This window comes from Alkalimonas collagenimarina (assembly GCF_030717845.1).
In the GTDB taxonomy this organism is placed as follows: Bacteria; Pseudomonadota; Gammaproteobacteria; order Enterobacterales; family Alteromonadaceae; genus Alkalimonas; species Alkalimonas collagenimarina.
This window is the reverse complement of sequence record NZ_JAUZVZ010000001.1, coordinates 162,672-179,089: the sequence shown is the minus strand read 5'-3', so window position 1 is coordinate 179,089 and position 16,418 is coordinate 162,672. Positions and strand designations below refer to the sequence as shown.

Below are 16,418 nucleotides of genomic sequence, written 5' to 3'. Positions count from 1 at the left end.
AATATCGGGAAGAAGATGAAGAAAATTATCCGCAAAGCAGGCAATAAAATCATTCAAGGAGCACACTGGCTAAGTGATGTGCTCACTCCAAAGCGCCAAACAAAGCGCTGGTTATGGCTGCCAGCAAGTGTTCTGGCCGCTCTAGCAGGCGCCTACCTTAACCTGGTATCACAAAATGGCGCAGGCCCCTGGGTTGATGCCATAACCGGTGCGCTTATCGCTGTACTGCTTACATTAGTGGTGGGCTTTGCGCTATGGCTGACAAAGCTCCTGATCCAGCGGCTGGGTCGACACCTTGGTCTATTGCCAGTGGCGGCAGCACTGACCGCCGCCTGGTTGCTGCATCATATTGGAGACCATTTCGCTTACGCACTGGTCGCCATCTTATTTATCGGCACCTACCTGATCACGGTTGCACTACTGCTATTGGTAAAGCGGCAGCGTTTGCTGGCAGCAGGCGCTTCCTTGCTGGTTGGTGGTTGGCTCACTCTGGCGACAGGCCATTGGTTCGTTCAGGAGCAGCACAGTGAAAGCCCTGTTGCGACGTTAGTTGCGGCCTACCCTGAAACCAGCAATCAAGCACTGGTAGAGCCAGGGCCTTACTCAGTGGAACATTTCACCTATGGTAGCGGCAAGGATAAGCGTCGTGCCGACTACGCCGGAAATGTTCGCTTTCAAACACCTTCAGTTGATGCCAGCAAAATGCTCGAAAGTTGGAGCGGATGGCGCGGTCGTATGCGCTCACGTGCCTGGGGTTTCGCTGCGGACGAATTACCAATAAACGCCCAAGTCTGGTATCCACAGACAGGCGCGGGTAACGCCCCTTTGCCTCTTACCCTGGTTGTGCACGGCAATTCCAACATGTTTAACCGCTCTGAGCTTGGCTACGCCTGGCTGGCCGAGCATTTAGCATCACGGGGCCATATTGTGGCGTCCGTTGACCAGAACTTTCTCAACGGCGGCGGCCTTTTATACAATGGCATCGCGCCCGAGAACGACGCCCGTGGCTGGCTGTTGCTTGAGCATTTAAAGCAGTGGCAGCAATGGAACCAGGACGAAGAGCATCCGTTTTATGGCAAAGTCGATATGAACCGGATCACACTGATGGGACATTCGCGCGGCGGTGAAGCGGTTTACCTGGCAGGTGTCTTCAACCAGCTCAATCACTACCCCGACAATGCCTTACTGGAGTTTGATTACCATTTTGGTATTCGTGGTATTGTTGCCATCGCACCGGTCGACGGCCAGTTCAGACCGGCCGGAAAAAGCGAGGTGTTAACAAATACCAACTTCTTCACTATTCATGGCGGGCATGACAGTGATGCGTTTTACTTCCACGGTGACCGCCAATACTACCGCGCACAACCCAATTATGCCGAGAGTCAGTTTAAAGCCACTTTGTATCTGCACCATGCAAACCACGGCCAGTTCAATACACAATGGGGAGAACGTGACTACGCAGGGCTTTACGGTCAGGCGTTGAATACCCAGGTATTATTGTCCGGTGAAGCGCAACGTCAGGCAGCAAAAGGCTATTTCACAGCCTTTGTCGAATACGACAGTGCGGACGACTCTAAGCTATTCTGCAACCCCGAGCTTGCGGGCACTATTCTGCCAGCCGATGTGGTCGTTAGTCGCTGCCAAACCACTGAACGTAAGGTACTGGCTAACTTCGAAGACGGGATTGACGTTACTCAAGGCAATGCGGCTCAAATTAATGCGCAAGGACTAACATTGTGGAAAGAGGCTCAGCTCACCTTCCGCCAGGGAACCCGTGAACGCGGCGGTGTCTGGTTAGGTTGGGATGCTGAGACAGAAATACAGCAGCCAGCTTTCTACGAATTACAGCTAGCGCACAGTTTGCGTGCCACAGATACACTGCACCTCGAGCTGGCGCAGCTGGATCAGGACCCTCCTGGCTATGAAGGCGAGCACAGCGGATTACGTCCTGCTGCAGACTTTATTGTTGAACTTGAAGATGCTTCGGGCCAGGTCGTGCAGCGTCGCGTCAGTGAATTTGGTGGGCTCCTGCCCCCCTTGCCTGCCCGGCATGTCCGTGAAGAGAAGCTACTCGGCTTGGTTGGGCTAGAGCGTGTGATGAGCAACGTATTTAGTAACCACTTAGTCACCGAGGCCGTCATGCAAAGCGTTTCTATCCCGCTCATAGACTTCGCCTCGAGCGACCTGCAACTTGACGACATCCGCACGATCCGGTTTATCTTCGACCAAGGTGCAGCGGTAATCATGCTCGACGAAGTGAGCATCAGCAATTAATCGTGTTGTAAACCACCACTGAGCAGAGGCTCAGTGGTAAACGCTGTGATATTCAATGATCACTGGTATCCCAAGGTGGCCCTTTCAGCTCGACCACATTCCCTTCGGGATCGGTGAGATAAATCGATGGCCCTTCCCCTTCGGCCCCATATCTGGACTCCACACGGCCAGCATCGATTCCTTTCGTGCGCAAATAACAATATGATCAAGCTGTTTAATGTTGAACATCCGCTCCCTCCATACCAACAAGCCGAGTTTTATTCGTACCTTACCGGCCTTGCCTCAGCAGGCCCACTATAATTACAACAATTTACATTATGGTATGGGTAGTCGCATGGCTTGCTGCTAAGTCGACATTAAGCCTGATCACACAGCTGATTGCTGACTTTAGCTCCAACCTGTCTCAGTGTTGTATGCGTTAAAAACGCCAGTGTTAAAAATACCACACCGCTAAGAATAGCTACTACTTGCATGCCTTGGTTGAAAGCAAATCTGGCGGCCTGTTGTACATCATTTTCGAGTGTGTCGGCAGCCGCTTCGACAGCCCATAGCCCCTCTTGCACCACCGACATATCGACTCCGGTGGAGGATGCACCGACCTGTTCCAGCACCGTGAATTGATAAACAAACAAAGCCAGGCTGCCAAGCAGCGCCACCCCAAGCGCAACACCCAGCTCCTGGGCCATTTCAGACATCGCAGATGCCGAGCCGGCTTGCTCCAGGGGGGCTGAGCTCACTACCAAATCGGTACCAAGCGCAGCCAGTGCCCCCAGGCCAAAGTAAATGAGTGAAAACCCTGACACCACCAGGCCAACCTGCAGTTTGGCCGGATCGGCGATGGCAACCAGCCCACAGCCAAAGCTCGCCAACAGCAATGCTGCTGCCAGCACCGTTGCCGGCGTAAACCGCCGGACCAACAGCGGCGCGACTAAACCGGCCAGCACCATCATCAGGGCTGGTGGCCCCATCCAGAGCCCGGCAACTACCGGGCTATAGCCAGCAATCAGTTGCAAGTACTGCGTGACGATCAGCATCATGCCAGCAACCCCGACTAAGCCGGTCAGCAATACTAACAGAGCTACATTGAAAGTTTTGTTGGAGAACAGCTGCAAATCCAGCATCGGCGAGCTTAACCGGCTCTGCTGTTGAATGAATAACCACAAGCCGATGATCCCCAAGCCAAAATAGCCAATAAGAGAAAAAGACAGTCCGAATCGTGATAACTCTTTGAAAGCATAGATGATGGGTAAAATAGCTAGCAACGACAAAAAAACGCTGCTGATGTCCGGATTGGCCCGGCTGGGATTTTTATATTCCGGTAAGAAAATAGGTGCAGCGCACAGCAGGACAAAAATAATAGGTACAGCGACTAAGAAGGCAGAGCCCCACCAATACAGCTCCAGCAATACCCCGCCAACCACCGGGCCAAGCGCCATACCAAGCGCAAACATGGTCGCCCAGATCCCTATCGCAAAAGCACGCTGCCGGGCATCCTGAAACAGATTACTAATTAAAGCCAGGGTCGAAGGCATCAGGGTCGCACCAGCAATCCCCAGCAAAGCCCTGGCAATAATCAACAGTTCAGCATTCGGCGCATACGCGGCAACTATGGACGCTAAAGCAAAAAAGAAGGCGCCAATCATAAGCAGCTTTCGCCGGCCGATCCGATCGCCTAAAGCGCCCATGGTGACCAGAAAACCAGCGATCATAAAGCCGTAAATATCCATGATCCAAAGCGCTTGAGTACTGCTTGGCTGCAAGGCTTCGGCCAGCGCAGGCAAGGCCAAATACAAAATAGTAATATCCAAACCGAGTAGCAAGGTTGGCAGTGCCAGCACGGCCAACCCTACCCATTCCTTAACGCTGGCCGTTGCATAACGCGGCTCAATGGTTGCATTTTCAGCAGAATTAACGGACATAACGCCTCCCAATCCAATGGTGTGGACGGCATTGTGCTACTGATTTTATCCGGTTACAATATATCTATTTATCCTATTACTATCGGTAATTGCATGCCCAGCCAACGACTGAGCCGCATGAAAAATGAGCTGACTGATTTTCTATTGCACCACCGGAATAAGCTCAAGCCAGTGGATGTTGGGCTGCCGACGAGCCACAGAAGGCGAACCCCTGGCCTGAGACGGGAAGAAGTGGCTGCACTGGCTGGCGTTGGCCTTACCTGGTACACCTGGTTTGAGCAGGGGCGGGATATTCAGGTATCCGAATCGTTCTTACTGAATATCGCCAAAGCGCTAAAACTGAACGATGCCGAGTGTTGCCACCTTTTCCTGCTGGCCCACCGCCGGCCACCGGCACAAGAGACCTTTCAAGAACAAAGCATTGATCCGTTAACCCAGTCCATCATGGATGAATTAGCCAGGCCGGCTTACATTATGGACTTGCGCTGGAATCTCATTGCCTGGAACACCCCAGCTGACGAGCTGTTTTCACTTGCAAAGCGCCAACCAGCCGAGCGCAACTTGCTGCGGCTGCTGTTTACCGATCCGCAGCTGCGCAGCCGACTTCCCAACTGGCAGCATGATGCAGTTCAGTTACTGGCTCAGTTTCGCTGCGATATGGCTGCAGCCCCGGAAGATCCTTTCATTCAGCAACTGATTGCTGAGCTGAAACAACTCTCCCCTGCATTTAACCAGTTATGGGCTACCCCCAAGATGGAGAATTACAGCCGGGGCATTCAGACCATCATGACCAACGATAGAACACCAAAGCGTTTCCAGCACAAAGTGCTGGCAGTCGATGAGTTCAGAAACCTGAATATGATTATTTATTTTGCCATCAGCTAACGTCAAGTTGGATCTGTAACTAAGCGGCCATAGAGCGCTGAATCAGAGACCACACCATCGACTTCCCACCGTTGTCTTAGCAAGCCCTCTTGAGCAAAGCCAAGTTTTTGCAATGCCTTTGCCGACGCCTTGTTTGCCGGATCTATTTCAGCCTCCAGCCGGCGTAGCCCAAGCGAATCAAAGCCATAATGAATCAACGCCTGCCCAGCTTCATAAATATACCCTTTGCCCCAGCAAGAGCGGCATAACCCAAAGCCAATCTCAGCCCGTCTCGATTCCCGGTGAAAACTAAACAGCATGCATTTACCAACCAATTCAGCGGTAGACTTCAGAAATATGCCCAGTACAAGCGACTCCTGGCGCCGCATGGCATCCTCGCAGTGCTGGATAAAATCCAAAGCGTCTTCCATTTTGCTCCACGGAGCCGTATTCCAGTATTGCATCACCTCGGGATCAGAGAAAATGCCAAGTAGCTTCGCTGCATCCTCTTTAACTAAAGGCTTAAGAGCCAATCGCTCAGTTTCAATAACCGGAAAAAATAACCTGTCTGACATTCAAGTCTCCTTTTAGATGATGAAACAGTTATCTGCTTGTGACATGCAAAGCACTGAGCGGACTGCCTGAATGAAGCGAGCACTTTCTGCAATCGCCACAAAGGTTCTTCCCCCAATTTCTCTCGAGTAGCGACAACGACGCTTGATTAAGCTTAATAGGGATCCGCGGCATAAAAGACAAGCCCTATCCATTCAGCTGCCAGGACTATTCGTGTAATGCCCATCAGGACGCAGACGTCTCGTGAACTGGCGGTGATGCAAGATGTGCTATCAGAAAATCAGCAACCACTCTCACTGCGGGTAACTGCCCACGCCGGTGCGGCATCAATAATGTGGTGGTCACTCCTCCAGCCGTCCAGTCGGGCAATACACGTACCAAGGCACCGCACTCAAGGTAGGAATGACAGATTTTGCTGGGCAGACAGGTGATACCGAGTCCGGCTAGCGCCGCTTCCAATAACACCATGCTTTCATTGGCGATGAAAGCGGGCAGAGGTTGTGCTTCAACCCTGTGTTTTTGCGGATTGCTGAGCTTCCAGCTGGTCTCTGTTGCGGATGTCAACACACCGTGATGGGCGCTAAGCTCATCCGGGTCAGTCGGTGTGCCATGCTTGCTCAGATAGGCTGGCGAGGCGATCAGGTAGCCAGGCTGATAGCTGAGCCGCCGCTGTATGAGCTCGGAGTCCGGCAATGGCGAGAAATGATCCCGCAAGGCGATATCAACCCCTTCACGAACAATATCAACAAAGCGGTCGGCCACATCCAACTGCAATTTGATGGCGGGATATGTTAAGGCAAGTTTTGGCAGCAATGTTGCCAGCCACAACTGCGCAGTTGGCACCGAAGCACAAAGACGAACAGTCCCCCTGGGCTCAGCCAGTCGGTTTTTAACCACGGCTTCTGCCATTTCGGCTTCTATCAATACTGCAGCAGCATGCCGATAAAAGTCCTGCCCGGTTTCGGTGACGGTAAAAGTTCGGGATGTGCGCTGTATCAGACGAACGCCCAGCGACTTTTCCAGTTCAGCCACCCGCTTGCTAACAGTCGACTTGGGAATGCCAAGTTGCCGGGCCGCTGCCGCAAACCCTTGGTTATCAACCGCCTGAACAAAGAAATAAAGATCATTCAGATTCAACATGCCTGCCCTCATCATCTACAAATATGGACTATAAGTCTTAAAAACCCAATCTACAGCCACTTAATCCATGTGTATATACTTTATTGGTAACACCTTAGCAATCAATGATCATGAACAGGAGACAACCATGAGCAACATAAGTATTTTGGGGTTGGGCGCCATGGGTTCAGCTCTGGCCAAGGCATTGCTGGATAATGGCATGCAAGTCACAGTCTGGAACCGAAGCGCTGAAAAAGCGCTTCCTTTGGTAGAGCGCGGAGCCATTCATGCTGCGAATGCAACCGAGGCTTTGCAGGCAAGCCCTGTTACCATTATTTCCGCGCTCGATTACCAGGCCGTTGAGGAAATAGTACAGCCATCATCCGGGACTTTGGTCGGGCGTACCCTGATCAACCTGACCAATGGGACACTTTCTCAGGTTCGTGCCATGGCAGCCTGGGCCAGACAATGCGGTGCTGAATACCTGGATGGTGGCGTGATGGTTACACCGGATCTCATTGGGACAGAACAAGCCTTTGTCCTCTACGGTGGTTCACAAAAGGCCTTCGATGCCTCGGAGGATTTGCTGACGATCTTGGGGAAACCCGTTTATGTGGGTGCCGATCCGGCGATGGCCCAGTTGTTTGACTTGGCCATGTTAAGTGCCATGTTCGGCATGTTTGGTGGCTACCTGCATGCCGCCGCACTGCTCGAAAGTGAGCAGGTGCCTGCCAGAGAAGTCACGCCAATGATCATGTCTTTACTGCAAGCAATGGTTGGCCTACTGCCTCATATTGCTGAAGAAATAGATACCAAACCCAACCTGCAACCAGATTCAAACAACGCCATGATGGCAGTGGCACTAAAAAATGTCGTCGAAGGTAGCATCGAGCAAGGCATTGAGCCAAGCCTGCTTGAACCCATCCGGGCGTTGTTCGCCAGAGGCGTTGCCAACGGATTAGGCGCAAGAGATATTGCAGCACTGGTGCCGTTGTTTAAGGTATAAGCACATCAAACACCCAAACTGCATTACGCTGAAAGCGGCCAGATACAAACACAAATGGCCGCTTTCATATCAACCGACGCTTCCGCGTTTTTTTCCGCTCCCACATCAAATTAATCACATTGCCTGTCAAGATCAATGCAGCACCCAAAGCTAAAAAGCCATCAATGTGTTCACCATAGAGTGCATACCCGACCAAGGCGATCAGCGGCAAGCGTAAGAACTCCATAGGGATCACTAGTGTGGCATCAGCCAACGACAGTGCACGCACCATGCAGTAATGAGCACTCAGCCCGGTCAAGCCTACCAACAATAACCACGGCCAGTGCGCTGCGGTAGGCGTCACCCAATCAAACACGGCAGGCAACAACCCAAGCGGCAGTTGGATCAGCATCATATAAAACAAGATGCTGAGCGAACTATCACTGCCGGTAAGCTTTTTGGTCAATGTATGTGATAGCCCAAACGCTATAGCACCACCGAGCATTACCAGTGCAGCCGGATGCATCATCTCGAACCCGGGCTGAAGAATAACCAGCACACCGGCAATTCCCAGTACAATTGCCAGCCCCCGTACTCTGGTAATTCGTTCTGCTAGCAATACAGCTGCAAACATTGCAGTCCAGATGGGTACGGTAAACTCAAGTGCGAACACTGCGGCAAGTGGAATAAAAGCAATGGCATAGAACCAACCGAACTGACCGCAAAAGTGGGCCAGATTACGGATCAAGTGCAACTTGATATTACGCAGAGAAAGCTGCTGCCACCCCATCCGGCTCAAGATAGCCGAGATGCATAACAAGCCAATGAAACTGCGGATCGCCAAAATCTGAAAAGTACCAAGATCAGCCGAAAGCTCCCGCACCGCAACCGCCATGGTCACAAACGAAAGCATGGTACCGCCCATCCATGCGGCAGAGAATAAAGTGGAATGATGCGTGCTAATAGCTGCTGACATAAGTCCTGATTAGCGCAAGGCCCTTCTGATAGCCAACTTCATCGTAGGCTACTGATGCCGGATTCATAAAGCCATGTTGCCATGACGAACTGATGATAGATACCACCCGGCACGATTAATAGCTAATACTCCGCTTGCTCATACGTTTTACGCTTCACAGGAACCTGTGTGCGTATAGAGTTTCCCTTACCCCAACAGCTGCACAACACCAATGCCCAGCAACAGGGTTAGTCCCAAACTCAGCAAGGAGCCAAGCAGGATGTACTCGGTTAAGGCCCGGTCATTGGCATTGCGCAGATCGCTAAAGCGCAGCACCGATTTAGCGGCGATAACAAAACCAACGCCGCCGTATTGCCCTACCAGAATCAGTGTAAGTACCAGCACCCGCTCCATCATGCCAATCCAGTGGCCGGCAGTTGGCAAGCCTGAACCTGCGCCGGTAGCTGGTGTAGCGATTTGATTCAGTACAAAGCCAATCACCACCGATGCCGGCTTTAATACCAGCAAATAAGCCAGCACCAGCAGCAACACATCCGGGCTGAGCGCATTATTGTGTGCCAAAGCCAGCAACTGCGCCATCGTGGTGTCCGTTAGCGCCAGCCAAACCAAAGTAATCACCAGCACGTGCAACACCTGATCCAACAGAAAATAGCGAAAACCTTGCCGGTACGACTTGGCCAAATCTATCAGACAATGGCTGACCGCAATCACTAGCGCCGAGCCAAGCAGCAGCCAGACACTCAGCATCGACCAATTGAGCCAATGCCAAAGGCAGAGCACCGCCAGAGTCAGACCAAAGTGCAGCAGGCTATGATAGTAAAGTGCAGCAGCGCGCCAGTGTTGGCTGACTCGAGCCCGAACCCAGGCTGTGGGCTGAAGGAAAAAATCGGCCAGCACATGGGCCAGCAGCAGGCTTAACAGCAAGCTCAGTTCGGTCATGATGGGATACTCCGGCAGATATGCTGCTCGCAATAAGCCAGAAATGCCTGCAGCAATTGGTAATCGACATGGCTGTTGTTCAGCAGCTTGGTAACGTTGGCTCTGGAGGTACCGAGCTTTTGGGCAATCGCCTCGTGCGCCATACCGGGGTTAATCAGGTGCAACAACACCGCTTCGGCCTGGCGGGCGGTCAGGTTTGCCAGCATAGCATCGGCCATCCGAACCGGTACGGCTAAAATAGCCTGTAGCTCGCTCTGCTGGCAATGGATCTGCAAGCGCTGGGATCCACTCAGGCTATCCAACCCGGTGCCCGATAAGGTAAAAGCCGGGCCGGTGGCACTTTTAATGTCCTGACGTAAGTTGGTCACGTTCCCAATGCCAATACTAATTTTGCAATCCTGCGCCAGACTGAGCAAGGTTAAGCGTATGCTGACAGCCAGCTGCACCCCATACTGGGGCTTGGCAAGCAACAACTGAAAGGCGTCGCCACGATAAAAACTGTAACTCAGTGCCCAGGCCTCGGCCTTGGAAGCAAACAGCTGCTCCAGCTGATACAGCACGTTATCATACTGCTCGGCCTTGATGGCGCGGGATTGAACTAAATCACCGGTTAAGACGGCATAACTCTTGGCATAGTATGCAGGCATGATTGAGCTTCGTGGTTAGACTTAACCTAAAGTGTAATCGAAAAAAGTTACAAGTAAAGATTGAAACCAAATTTAGTTACTAATATCAATGTAACCAAATATAGGTACATAAAGGCCGCTCACCCGCCAATGGTGATGCGAGCTAGCACGATGACCACACCATAGGTGCTGACGCCTGCTAGGACTGGCCAGCCCAATGACTTGGTCCACAGCCATGCCATCAGCGCAGAAAAAGCCCCCAGAATGGTGGCAAGCCAAGTAAACAGGCTCGGTGTGGCCGGCACCAGAGAAACCCCAAGCATGGCCGCAATCATTAAGGGACCAAGTACAGTAAGCCAATCAGGGATCGCCGCCAGGCCGCCTTTGCTCTTTTGTTTCAGCAGATGGCGCTGCATCCAAAGGAGCGGCAGTAAACGCATGCAAAGCGTACCAACGCTGACGAAAAGCAATGCAATCCAGAAGCCGTTATCCATCAAGACGCCCTCCAGCCCGGGCATGCACTTTGGTCAGGTAAAAAAACAGGGCACCGGACGCAGCCGCCAACGGGATCGAAGCATTGGTAAAACCATAGAGGGTCAGCACCATTGCCATGCCGATGGTGCAGCTCAGCGCTATGCTCCAGCTACGAGAGGTAAAACGGGGTGCCAGCAACACCAGAAACAGTGCTGGCAACGCAAACGGCATGACCTCGCCAAGCAAAGGCCAGTGTCGGCTCAGCTCTTCACCGGCGATGGCCCCGGCTGCCGTACCAGCTACCCAGCTGAACCAGGCAAGCAACATGGCACCGCTGTACCAGCCTAAGCGCTGCTCTGTGGGTAATTGCGGCAAACGGCTCAGCGCCAGAGCAAAGATTTGATCAGTCAGACCATGGCTTAGAAAAGGCCACCAACGACTTTTCGGTAACCAGGGCGCTAAACTTGGCCCGTACACCACATGACGCGCATTAATCAGCAACGTCATCACCACCACCAAACCCCATGGTGCACCAGCAGCCACCATAGCAACAAACAGAAATTGCGAAGCGCCTGCATAAATGAGCGTTGAAATAAGGATAGTTTGCCAGACACTAAAACCCGCCTGCACCGCAACCATGCCAAAAGAAATGGCGACAGGGATATAACCACCCAGCAAAGGGGTGGCTTCACGCGCTCCGGTCCGCCAGCTCACCCGCACACGGCCTTACTTACTGCGACCGGTTTTGGCTTTAGGCTTCGGCTTCGCTTTCGTTTTGGCCTTGCCTGAACTTTGCAGTTCAATGGTGGTTGCCGTCGCTTTATTGGAGCGCCCGGTCAGCACCTTGCGCGAAATGCTTTTTAACAGCGAGTCGCGGGTACTGACTTCAAAGCCAGGTCGGGTAATGCGTTTAATCGAACTTCCCATCAGCTTTTGGATACGCTCTAAGCTTTGCTCTTCTTCACGGCTAACAAAGGAAATAGCATGACCTGCCGCCCCCGCCCGCCCAGTGCGACCAATGCGATGGACATAATCTTCTGGCAAGTACGGCAGATGAAAATTCACCACGTAATCCAAGCCCTGAATATCTAAACCACGGGCTGCAACTTCGGTCGCAATCAATACCTGCAGCTTGGCCGATTTAAAATCAGCGATAGCCCGACGCCGCGCGCCCTGACTTTTATCGCCATGACACACCGCGGCTTCGATACGACGTTGCTGCAAGCCAGCTAACAACCGATCGGCCTGATCCTTGGTGCTGGTAAACACCAACACCTGAAACCAATTTTGCTCGGCTAACAGCTGCTCGAATAATTCGATTTTGCGGCTTTCTTCCACCGGATACACCACATGGTTGACTGTATCCGCCGCGCTGTTGGTTTTCGTCACCCGGATTTGCTGATGATTTTTCAGAATCTTATGCGACAACTCATTAACCGCAGGCGAAGTAGTAGCAGAGAACAATAAGGTTTGTCGGTTGTTTGCGGTCATCTGTAGTAACTTCAGCACATCGGCACTAAAGCCCATATCCAGCATGCGGTCGGCTTCATCCAGCACCACAAACTCCACATCACTTAAGGTTGCATGGCCAAGGGCTAAATGCTCCAACAATCGACCGGGGGTGCTGATCAGCATATCCACACCTGCCGCTAACTTACTGGCCTGCCCGCCCATCTTCACGCCACCGTACAAAGCGGTCACGCTCAGCGGTAAAAACCGGGCATAAGCGGTGATCGCATTGGCTATTTGCTCGGCCAGTTCGCGGGTGGGTGTTAAGATCAAAGCTCTGGGACGATGCGCAACCGTGGCTTTTGGTGTATCCAGCATGCGTTGCAATAGCGGGATAGCAAAGGCAGCGGTTTTACCGGTACCGGTTTGCGCCGTCACTTGTAAATCTTTACCGCGACGAGCGGGCACGATGGCTTGAGCTTGTACCGGTGTCATGTCACTGTAGCCGCACTCGACCAAAGCGCGCTGTAAATCTGCCGCTAAATCTAAAGATGAAAATTGCATAAGAGTTACTCTACAGTCCAAAATGAAAATAATTAGTCGCTGGCATTATCATTGTCGCCGTCAATGTCGTCTTGATAATCGACATGAAGATCACGCGGCTTATGCTTGCAAGCCCTGGCGATGATTTCGACATAAAACTCAGGCAGTTCCTGCGCGACAGCGGCATCAATCTGTTTATTGATGTCCGAAGGAAATACTTTTTCAGCCACGTCTTTGGATGCACCAAAGCGACAATCAAAAGTCCAGTAGCCCATGCCATCCGGCAGTGCTTTGCGCCGCTCACGGTTCAGATACTTTTTAATTTCATGTTTAATAGCGTCAACCCAACGTGCCGGTTTTAGCTTGGGGTGCGTTAACGCGAATGTCTTTTTCATAAATTTCCTACCGATGTGCACTCAGCAGTGAAGCCAAATGCGATTATAAGGCGCGTATTCTACATGGAAGCATAGAAGATAACCGCCACTATCTGCAATTTATGCACAATCTATCGTAGATCGGTCAGCAAGACATACATTTCAGCAGTCAATCACTGTGTTGCTGAGCTCATGTAAGTTTAACGTACTTTATTTTGCTCCAAATCCAATGGCTCATAACCAGATAACCTGTTTCTCAACATCAGCAAGCATAAAGTTGTTACCATAACAGGCAGCAACCAAAACCTTATCTGCCAGAGTGGAGCCTTATGTCGCACAACACCATTGCCCTGAACAAACAACGACAGCCATTGGATCACCTTGATTCGGTTTGGTTGTTTGGTTATGGCTCCCTGATTTACAAGGCTGATTTTCCATACCTGCAGTGCAAACCGGCCTGTATTTATGGCTGGCAACGCCGTTTCTGGCAGGGCTCGCATGATCATCGCGGCACGCCAGAGGCGCCGGGCCGGGTGCTCACCCTGACAGAGGCTCCGGGCGCCCGCTGCGCTGGTATGGCCTATGAAGTAACACCCGATACCTTTGAACACCTTGATCACCGCGAAAAAAACGGCTACCTGCGGGTATTTACTGAGTTGCACTGGCTGGACGAGCCAGGGCAAGCGCAAGGCCTGGTGTATTTAGCCAGTGCCGATAATGAGGCTTATCTGGGCCCGGACACCGACGCCGCTATCGCCGCGCATATCGCCAGCAGCGCAGGGCCAAGTGGCCCCAATAGCGACTACCTGTTAAAGCTGGCACAAGCACTACGCGATATGAATGAGCATGACGAACATGTGTTTGCCATTGAACGCGAGCTGATAAAGCGTGTACCGTGCTACAAACGCCAAAAATGAAAAACCGGGCAGTGCAGCACACCAACCCGGTTTTATTTAGCGTTTAGCACTTACTCCAATACCACATCAATACAGTAGTGGCTTTCACCATCGATAGTTTCGCGCACCAAACCATGTACATCGGTCTCAAAGCCCGGGAACTTGCTGTTGAAAGCCCGGGTAAATTGCAGATAGTTGATCACGGTTTTATTAAAGCGCTCACCCGGCACCATCAGCGGTATACCCGGAGGATAAGGCGTGACCAGCATCGCCGTCACCCGGCCTTCGATGTCATCGATAGATACCCGCTCTATGTCGCGGTGGGCCATTTTGGCCCAGGCATCAGCCGGGGTCATGGCGGTTTCTATGGTCGACAAATACATTTCCGTGGTGACTTTGGCCACGTCAAACTGCCGGTAAATATTGTGAATTTGCTGACATAAATCACGCAGCCCGACTTTTTCATAGCGTGGGTTTTTGGCGACAAATTCCGGCATAACACGCCACATCGGCAGGTTTTGATCGTAATCGTCTTTAAACTGCTGCAACTCAGTCACCATAGAGTTCCAGCGGCCTTTGGTAATACCAATGGTAAACATAATAAAGAACGAATACAGGCCGGTCTTCTCAATAATAATACCGTGTTCAGCCAGATACTTACTAACGATAGTCGCCGGAATACCCTGCTGGTCAAACTGCCCCTCCAGCGTCAGACCCGGCGTGATAATAGTCGCTTTAATCGGGTCGAGAATATTAAAGCCCGAGACAATATCACCAAAGCCATGCCAGCTGTCTGTGGCATGCAGCATCCAGTTATCGCGATCCCCTATGCCCTCTTCCGGCAAATGCTCGGGGCCCCACACGGTAAACCACCAGTCATTCTCGCCAAACTCAGCATCCACCTTGCGCATTGCACGGCGAAAATCGATGGCCTCATGCAGGCTTTCTTCAACCAGTGCAGTACCACCCGGAGCTTCCATCATGGCGGCGGCTACATCGCAACTGGCAATAATGGCGTACTGCGGGCTGGTAGAGCTGTGCATTAAATAGGATTCGTTAAAACGATGCGTGTCCAGGCTACGCTGCTTGGCATTTTGCACCAGGATTTGTGATGCCTGCGACAAACCGGCCAGTAATTTATGGGTCGACTGGGTAGCGAATACCAGGGTTTCTTCTGAACGCGGGCGGTCTTTGCCAATGGCGTGCATATTCTGGTAAAAATCATGAAAGCTGGCATGCGGCAACCAGGCTTCATCAAAATGCAGGGTATCTATGGTTGAACCCAGTTGCTGTTTTATCTCTTCCACGTTATACAAAATACCGTCGTAGGTGCTTTGGGTAATGGTTAAAATGCGCGGTTTTTTGTTTTTGGCATGGCGGGCAAAGGGGTTCGCTTCAATCTTTTTGGCAATGGCTTCAGGCGAAAACTCACTTTTAGGGATCGGGCCAATAATGCCGTAATGGTTGCGGGTTGGCATTAAAAATACCGGTATGGCGCCGGTCATAATAATGGAATGCAAAATCGATTTGTGGCAGTTGCGATCCACTACCACAATATCACCCGGTGCCACGACGGAGTGCCACACCATTTTATTCGAGGTCGAGGTACCGTTGGTGACAAAAAATAAATGATCGGCATTAAAAATGCGGGCGGCATTTTGCTCACTTTGCGCTACCGGCCCGGTATGATCCAGCAATTGCCCCAGTTCATCCACCGAGTTACAAACATCGGCCCGTAGCATATTCTCACCGAAGAACTGATGAAACATCTGGCCAACCGGGCTTTTTAAAAAGGCGACGCCACCAGAATGCCCCGGACAGTGCCAGGAGTAAGAAGAATCCTCCGCATAATCCATTAAGGCATTGAAAAATGGCGGTGCCAGCGCATCCAGGTATTTCTTGGCTTCGCGGATAATATGCCGGGCGACAAACTCTGGCGTGTCTTCAAACATATGAATAAAGCCATGCAGCTCGCGCAAAATATCATTCGAGATATGGCGGCTGGTACGGGTTTCGCCGTATAAAAAAATGGGAATATCGGCATTGCGCTTACGTACTTCTTTGACAAAAGCACGCAGCTCAGTTAGGGCCGCATTAACTTCATCATCACTGCCGCTGCCAAACTCTTCATCGTCAATCGACAAAATAAAACAGGACGCACGGCTGGCTTGCTGGGCAAAGGCAGTTAAATCAACATAGCTGGTGTAGCCCACGACCTCGTAACCATGGCTGCCGATGGCCTCGGCTAAATCACGGATACCTGAGCCCGAGATATTCTCTGAGCGAAAATCTTCATCAATGACGATGACCGGAAAACGGAATTTCATCTGTGCATCCTTTTGTAGGACATATTTATTCGGATAATAAGGTAACCTTATTCGTATTTTTTTAGAAGTGCATTAAAACC

15 protein-coding genes and 1 pseudogene are annotated in these 16,418 nt (G+C 51.6%); 4 read left to right on the top strand and 12 right to left on the bottom strand.

Annotation, left to right across the window (positions count from 1 at the left end):
- The first annotated feature begins 15 nt into the window (after window positions 1-15).
- The gene (locus Q3O60_RS00830; RefSeq protein WP_305892004.1) at window positions 16-2,274 is read left to right on the top strand and encodes an alpha/beta hydrolase family protein; all 2,259 of its coding nucleotides are present in this window, start codon (window positions 16-18) and stop codon (window positions 2,272-2,274) included.
- 52 nt (window positions 2,275-2,326) lie between these two features.
- On the opposite strand, the pseudogene Q3O60_RS00825 reads toward Q3O60_RS00830, so the two are convergent.
- Window positions 2,327-2,458, bottom strand: a pseudogene (locus Q3O60_RS00825) (VOC family protein); the annotation flags it as partial.
- A 172-nt stretch (window positions 2,459-2,630) separates the two neighbouring features.
- Entirely contained in the window at window positions 2,631-4,193 is a 1,563-nt protein-coding gene (locus Q3O60_RS00820) for an MFS transporter (RefSeq protein ID WP_305892003.1), read from the bottom strand.
- A gap of 93 nt (window positions 4,194-4,286) precedes the next feature.
- Between Q3O60_RS00820 and Q3O60_RS00815 the strand changes: the two genes are divergently transcribed.
- On the top strand, window positions 4,287-5,078 hold the full coding sequence (locus Q3O60_RS00815; RefSeq protein WP_305892002.1) for a helix-turn-helix transcriptional regulator: 792 nt from the start codon (window positions 4,287-4,289) through the stop codon (window positions 5,076-5,078).
- A gap of 2 nt (window positions 5,079-5,080) precedes the next feature.
- On the opposite strand, the gene Q3O60_RS00810 is transcribed toward Q3O60_RS00815, so the two are convergent.
- Together Q3O60_RS00810 and Q3O60_RS00805 are read right to left on the bottom strand one after the other, a co-directional pair.
- Entirely contained in the window at window positions 5,081-5,632 is a 552-nt protein-coding gene (locus tag Q3O60_RS00810; protein WP_305892001.1) for a GNAT family N-acetyltransferase, read from the bottom strand.
- Window positions 5,633-5,855: 223 nt separating this feature from the next.
- Complete coding sequence (locus tag Q3O60_RS00805; RefSeq protein WP_305892000.1) at window positions 5,856-6,770, bottom strand: LysR substrate-binding domain-containing protein; 915 nt, start codon at window positions 6,768-6,770, stop codon at window positions 5,856-5,858.
- Window positions 6,771-6,837: 67 nt separating this feature from the next.
- Between Q3O60_RS00805 and Q3O60_RS00800 the strand changes: the two genes are divergently transcribed.
- Window positions 6,838-7,755, top strand: a complete 918-nt coding sequence (locus Q3O60_RS00800) for an NAD(P)-dependent oxidoreductase (RefSeq protein WP_369812607.1) — start codon at window positions 6,838-6,840, stop codon at window positions 7,753-7,755.
- Window positions 7,756-7,819: 64 nt separating this feature from the next.
- Here Q3O60_RS00800 and Q3O60_RS00795 read toward each other — a convergent pair whose 3' ends face one another.
- The 7 genes from Q3O60_RS00795 to Q3O60_RS00765 all read right to left on the bottom strand — a co-directional run bounded on the left by Q3O60_RS00795 (window position 7,820) and on the right by Q3O60_RS00765 (window position 13,136).
- The gene (locus Q3O60_RS00795) at window positions 7,820-8,710 is read right to left on the bottom strand and encodes a DMT family transporter (protein ID WP_305891998.1); all 891 of its coding nucleotides are present in this window, start codon (window positions 8,708-8,710) and stop codon (window positions 7,820-7,822) included.
- Between the two features lie 186 nt (window positions 8,711-8,896).
- Entirely contained in the window at window positions 8,897-9,649 is a 753-nt protein-coding gene (locus Q3O60_RS00790) for a DUF3307 domain-containing protein (protein WP_305891997.1), read from the bottom strand.
- Window positions 9,646-10,296, bottom strand: coding sequence for a SatD family protein (locus tag Q3O60_RS00785; RefSeq protein WP_305891996.1), 651 nt, complete (start codon window positions 10,294-10,296; stop codon window positions 9,646-9,648). Before Q3O60_RS00785 ends, Q3O60_RS00790 begins: the two co-directional genes overlap by 4 nt.
- 119 nt (window positions 10,297-10,415) lie before the next feature.
- Window positions 10,416-10,769 (bottom strand): AzlD domain-containing protein, encoded by a 354-nt coding sequence (locus Q3O60_RS00780; RefSeq protein WP_305891995.1) that lies wholly within the window; start codon window positions 10,767-10,769, stop codon window positions 10,416-10,418.
- Window positions 10,762-11,463, bottom strand: coding sequence for an AzlC family ABC transporter permease (locus Q3O60_RS00775; protein ID WP_305891994.1), 702 nt, complete (start codon window positions 11,461-11,463; stop codon window positions 10,762-10,764). Before Q3O60_RS00775 ends, Q3O60_RS00780 begins: the two co-directional genes overlap by 8 nt.
- Before the next feature lie 12 nt (window positions 11,464-11,475).
- Window positions 11,476-12,762 (bottom strand): DEAD/DEAH box helicase, encoded by a 1,287-nt coding sequence (locus Q3O60_RS00770; protein WP_305891993.1) that lies wholly within the window; start codon window positions 12,760-12,762, stop codon window positions 11,476-11,478.
- Window positions 12,763-12,794: 32 nt separating this feature from the next.
- Window positions 12,795-13,136, bottom strand: a complete 342-nt coding sequence (locus Q3O60_RS00765; RefSeq protein WP_305891992.1) for a DUF6172 family protein — start codon at window positions 13,134-13,136, stop codon at window positions 12,795-12,797.
- Window positions 13,137-13,444: 308 nt separating this feature from the next.
- Here Q3O60_RS00765 and Q3O60_RS00760 point away from each other — a divergent pair, with 308 nt between their 5' ends.
- Entirely contained in the window at window positions 13,445-14,032 is a 588-nt protein-coding gene (locus tag Q3O60_RS00760) for a gamma-glutamylcyclotransferase (RefSeq protein WP_305891991.1), read from the top strand.
- A gap of 50 nt (window positions 14,033-14,082) precedes the next feature.
- On the opposite strand, the gene Q3O60_RS00755 is transcribed toward Q3O60_RS00760, so the two are convergent.
- Window positions 14,083-16,338, bottom strand: coding sequence for an arginine/lysine/ornithine decarboxylase (locus Q3O60_RS00755; protein WP_305891990.1), 2,256 nt, complete (start codon window positions 16,336-16,338; stop codon window positions 14,083-14,085).
- Window positions 16,339-16,418 lie beyond the last annotated feature (80 nt).